The following is a 5,232-nucleotide window of genomic DNA, read 5'->3' on the forward strand; positions in this document are numbered from 1 at the left end:
TTATATAGGAAAAATATAAAATATAAAAATTCCCACATCTAATATGGACTCATATAGAAAAGTTGGGTGTACTTTAACTCCATCAATCATAATTCCCCATGGAACATCTGTTGGTGCACCATGAGCTTCTTGATTTACAAAATTCCCCCATCTTCCAATACCTTGTGCAAGAGCTAATCCAGGGGCTATAACATCTGCCAATTTAAAAAACTTTACACCCTTTATTTTGCTATAAAATATTCCAACTACTATTCCGGTAATTATACCACCGTAAATTGCAAGTCCACCATTTCTTATAGCTATAATTTCTGAAGGGTTTTGTAAATAATAGTCTAAATTAAAAATTACGTAGTACGCTCTAGCTCCTATGATTCCAAGTAATAGAGCAGACATAGCATAGTCATATATTATGTCGTCTTTAAAGCCCTCTCTCTTACCCAGTTTATTAGCTATGGTTATGGCAAGTAAAGCACCAGTCGCTATTAATATGCCATACCACATTACATCTATTCCGAAGATATTAAAAGCTACAGGGTTAATTTGCATTTCTTGCCCTATATTCTTCTATAATTTGAATACCAGCGCTTACGCCCAATCTATCTGCTCCAGCTTCTATCATTTTCAATGCTGTATCTAAATCTCTTATACCTCCTGAAGCTTTAACGTACATCTCTCCAACCGTTTCTTTCATAAGTTTAACATCTTCAACAGTTGCTCCGCCTGAATTAAATCCTGTAGAAGTTTTTACGAAATCTGCCCCAGCTTCTTTGGCTAATTGACAAACTTTTACAATTTCTTCTTTCGTTAAAAGACAAGTTTCAATAATTACTTTTACAGTTTTCCCATTAGCAGCTTTTACGACTTCTGCTATATCTTCTTTAACTAAATCATATTCTTTTGATTTTAAGAAACCTACATTTATTACCATGTCAACTTCATCTGCACCATTTTTCACTGCATCTGCTGTTTCAAATACCTTTGAAGCTGTTGTAGTGGCTCCTAGATCAAAACCTATTACAGTACAAACTTTTACATCAGTATTTTCAAGTTCTTTAGCTGCTAAAGATACCCAAGCTGGATTTATACATACTGAGCAAAAATCATATTGCTTAGCTTCTTCAATTAACTTTAAAACTGCTTCTTTTGGAGCCTCTGGCTTTAACAATGTGTGGTCAATATACTTATTTAGATTCATAAATTCATCTCCATTCATTCTTTAAACAAAATTCTTAACTACCTAATCTAATATTTTTAAAACTTATTACAAACTATGCAATAAGCTTTTTATTATAAAAGTACTGCCTTTAAACAAGTACCCAATAATTACAAAATAAATCTAATTATTCTTCTTCAGGTCTATTCCAGTTAGTATAGACTTCTTGAACATCATCATTATCTTCTAATACATCTATCATCTTTTCCATATTTTTTATATCATCTGGATTTGTAAGTGTACTATAATTTTGAGGAATATAAGTTATGTCCGATTGAACAAAATCATATCCCGCCTCTTCAAGAGCACTTCTAACCTTATGATAATCTTCAACTGCAGTTATTATTTCATAAGCATCTTCTTCTTCAACAACATCTTCTGCACCAGCATCAATTGCCACCATCATCAACTCATCACCATCTATATTATCCGATAAGACAACTATCTGTCCCTTTTTATCAAACATAAATGATACACTACCAGGAGTTCCTAAATTTCCACCATACTTATCAAAAGCATGTCTAATATCTGGAGCTGTTCTATTTCTATTATCAGTTAAGCAGTTTACTAATACTGCAATTCCACTTGGACCATAACCTTCGTAAGTAATTTCTTCAAAGCTTTCAGCACTATCCTCTCCAGAACCTTTTTTAATTGCTCTTTCAATATTATCATTAGGCATATTCTCAGCTTTCGCTTTATCAATAGCAACTTTTAACTGTGGATTATAGTCAGGATCCGGACCGCCCTCCTTAACTGCTACCATTATATATTTCCCAAGTTTAGTAAATATTCTACCTCTCTTGGCATCTTCTTTACCTTTTTTTGCTTTATATTATGCCATTTAGAATGTCCTGACATCTTTACCCTCCTTAATTTACTATTCTAATTTTACCACATATTATTAAAGGTTTTAATATAAACTATACTATGTGTCATAAGTTAATATTTTATAAACAAAAAACTCCCCTGTACAGGGAAGTTTTCTTTATCATGATTATTACTCTGTTACAAGCACTTCTTTTCCATCATAATATCCACAGCTTGGACAAACTCTGTGCGGCATCATTGCCTCGTGACAGTTTGGACATTCTACTATAGTTACTTTATTTAATCTATAAGAAGATGCTCTTCTCTTGTTTCTTCTTTGCTTTGAAGTTTTTCTCTTAGGTACTGCCATTTTTACACCTCCTCATCATTAAATAAATTTAGCAGTTTTTCAAATCGTAAATCTATTTGCTCATCTTGTGAACAATCACATTCATGAACGTTTAAATCAACTCCACACTTTGGACAAAGTCCCTTGCAATCATCTTTACAAAGACTCTTCAAAGGAATCGACGTTATCACTTGAGAGATAACTAATTCATCCAAATATATTTCATCATTTTCAACTTGAAAAAACTGTGAATCAGATTCGTCTGTAAAGTCTTCTTCAAATGAATAAGCTTCAAGACTTGAATCTACAATTTCTTTCATTGGTTTTAGGCATCTGTCACAATTGGTGTCAAATGAATAATTTACCGTTAAGTCTAACTTAAAATTATCACCTAACTTAGTTACAACTCCACTATACTTTACAGGAAAGTTTATATTTAACCCATCTATGACATATTCTGTTTCGTTTTTTTCTATTTGCCCTTCAAAGTTTAAATTTTGATCCGGACTTTTGAGAAAATCTTTTAAATTAAGCCTCATAAATCACCTCAAAATTTCATACAGGTAATTATATCTTGAAATCTCGATTTAGTCAAGTCTAATTTAAACCAAATCATTGATAATTACACATAAATTCTAAATAAATACTATTAAATTTTATACACTTAAAAACAATTATTTTACAAGTAATTCAGTATCTCTTGCTATCATAAGCTCTTCATTTGTAGGTATTACCATTACTTTTATTTTAGAATTTGAAGTAGATATGATTTTTTCTTCTCCTCTAATTTTATTTTCAGCTTTGTCTATTTCGATACCAAAAGCTTTAAGTTTTTCACAAACGTGTTCTCTAGTTTCTGGAGAATTTTCTCCAAGTCCTGCTGTAAACACTATTCCATCAATACTTTCAAGAGAATCAAAGTGACTCATATAGCTTGCTACAAATTTAGCTACACTTGTTTCATATACATCAAGTGCTAATTTAGCTCTTTCATTTCCAGAATCAGCAGCTTCTTCTATATCTCTAAAGTCAGAAGAAACTCCGCTAATTCCAAGAACACCTGATTCTTTATTTATGATTTTATCTACTTCTTCAGCTGAAATATTCTTCTTAGACATTAAAAAAGTAACTATTGCCGGGTCGATATTTCCACTTCTTGTTCCCATTGGAAGTCCTTCAAGTGGTGTGAATCCCATAGTTGTATCATAACTTTTTCCACCTTTTACAGTTGTTATACTAGCTCCATTTCCAAGATGGCAAGTGATAAGATTAATTTCATCAACACTCTTTCCTAATATTTCTGCAGCTCTTTGAGTTACATATTTATGAGATGTTCCATGGAAACCATATCTTCTAATTTTATATGATTCATATTCTTCATAAGGAATAGCATATATATAGTTCTTAGCCGGCATTGTTTGATGGAATGCAGTATCAAATACAGCTACTTGCTTAACATTTGGAAGTAGTGCAGATACAGCTTCAATTCCCATTATATTAGGAGGATTATGAAGAGGAGCTACCTCAACATTAGCTTCTATAGCTTTCATAACTTCTTCTGTAATTACTACAGACTCAGCAAAGTCTTCTCCACCATGTACTACTCTGTGCCCAACTGCACCTATTTCATCTAATGAACTTAATGCACCATAGTTTTTGTTAACAATTGACTCCATAACAATTTTAAGAGCATCTTTGTGATCTTTTAATGGTTGTTCTATAACTTCTTTATCTTTACCTATTGTCTCGTGTTTAACTTTTGAACCTTCTATACCAATTCTTTCAACAAGACCTTTTGCCATTAATTTTTCTCCGTCCATATCAATTAATTGATATTTCAAAGAAGAAGATCCACAGTTTATTACTAAGATTTTCATTTTTTCCTCCTAAATATAATATCTTTGTACATTTGACTTATTTTATTATATCATAGATTAAAATATTGTGAAAAAACTAATTAAAGAAAGGTCTAAAAAATGTCTATAAAAGCAATAATAGCTGAATATAACCCATTCCACAATGGACACTTACATCAAATAAAATTAATTAACTCAGATTATACAATAGTTATAATGTCATCTTCATTCACTCAAAGAGGAACTCCGGCAATATTAGATAAATTTACAAGAGCCAGATTGGCTATTGAAAACGGAGCTGATTTAGTCCTAGAATTACCTACAATATATTGTACATCCAATGCACAAATATTTTCTGAAGGAGCTATATCAATTTTAAATAGTTTAGATATCGTAGATACACTATGCTTTGGCTCTGAAAATTCACTTTCAGAAATAATAGATGTAGTTTATAAAACTGAAAATATAGATAACAAATCATTGGCAATTAATTTATCAAAAGGTTATTCATTTATAAAAGCTAAACAACTCTCCTATAAAAATCTTTCTGATATAGAATTTGAAATAATGAATAAACCTAATAATATTTTAGGTATAGAATATGTAAAAGCTCTTAAAAAATTTAACTCTAAAATAATTCCTTTTTCTATACCAAGAAAAAATGTAGGACATTCTTCAGAAATAATAGTAGATGGATTCGCTTCTGCTTCAACTATAAGAAATATATCCAACAACAAAAATTTTTCTAAATTAAAAAATTTAGTCCCTGAAAATACTTATGTAGCTCTACAAGAAAAAGGAACTGATATTTCACAAAACTTTTTCCAGCTATTTAAATATAAATTATTCAGTGGCAATATAAGTTTTTCGGACTATATGGACTATGAGTTAGGGCTTGAAAATAGACTATATAGCTATTTAGATACACTTGATTATAATGAATATATAAATTTAGTATCTACTAAAAGATATACTAAATCACGAATAAGAAGACTCATATGTCA

The 5,232-nt window shown here is 30.8% G+C and carries 6 protein-coding genes and 1 pseudogene; 1 reads left to right on the forward strand and 6 read right to left on the reverse strand.

Going from position 1 to position 5,232, the window contains the following annotated elements; translation table 11 throughout:
- The 6 genes and pseudogenes from lgt to HMPREF9129_RS08210 all read right to left on the reverse strand — a co-directional run bounded on the left by lgt (position 1) and on the right by HMPREF9129_RS08210 (position 4,249).
- The gene (lgt, locus tag HMPREF9129_RS08185) at positions 1 to 546 is read right to left on the reverse strand and encodes a prolipoprotein diacylglyceryl transferase (RefSeq protein ID WP_004822424.1); all 546 of its coding nucleotides are present in this window, start codon (positions 544 to 546) and stop codon (positions 1 to 3) included.
- Positions 536 to 1,195: a deoxyribose-phosphate aldolase gene (gene deoC / locus HMPREF9129_RS08190; protein WP_040552881.1), complete on the reverse strand. Its 660-nt coding sequence runs from the start codon at positions 1,193 to 1,195 to the stop codon at positions 536 to 538. The genes lgt and deoC overlap by 11 nt, the downstream gene beginning before the upstream one ends.
- A 145-nt stretch (positions 1,196 to 1,340) precedes the next feature.
- A pseudogene (locus tag HMPREF9129_RS08195) lies at positions 1,341 to 2,074 on the reverse strand (YebC/PmpR family DNA-binding transcriptional regulator).
- Positions 2,075 to 2,213: 139 nt separating this feature from the next.
- Positions 2,214 to 2,393, reverse strand: a complete 180-nt coding sequence (rpmF, locus tag HMPREF9129_RS08200) for a 50S ribosomal protein L32 (RefSeq protein ID WP_004822430.1) — start codon at positions 2,391 to 2,393, stop codon at positions 2,214 to 2,216.
- A 2-nt stretch (positions 2,394 to 2,395) separates the two neighbouring features.
- Positions 2,396 to 2,911: a YceD family protein gene (locus HMPREF9129_RS08205; protein WP_004822431.1), complete on the reverse strand. Its 516-nt coding sequence runs from the start codon at positions 2,909 to 2,911 to the stop codon at positions 2,396 to 2,398.
- Positions 2,912 to 3,046: 135 nt separating this feature from the next.
- Positions 3,047 to 4,249 carry an acetate/propionate family kinase gene (locus HMPREF9129_RS08210; protein WP_004822433.1) on the reverse strand — a complete coding sequence of 401 codons (1,203 nt, stop codon included), beginning with the start codon at positions 4,247 to 4,249 and terminating at the stop codon, positions 3,047 to 3,049.
- Between the two features lie 99 nt (positions 4,250 to 4,348).
- On the opposite strand from HMPREF9129_RS08210, the gene HMPREF9129_RS08215 reads away from it, so the two are divergent.
- Positions 4,349 to 5,232, forward strand: an 884-nt coding sequence (locus HMPREF9129_RS08215) for a tRNA(Met) cytidine acetate ligase (RefSeq protein WP_004822434.1), incomplete at its 3' end; no start/stop codon positions are given.

It is taken from the genome of Peptoniphilus indolicus ATCC 29427 (assembly GCF_000227315.1).
GTDB lineage: Bacteria > Bacillota > Clostridia > Tissierellales > Peptoniphilaceae > Peptoniphilus > Peptoniphilus indolicus.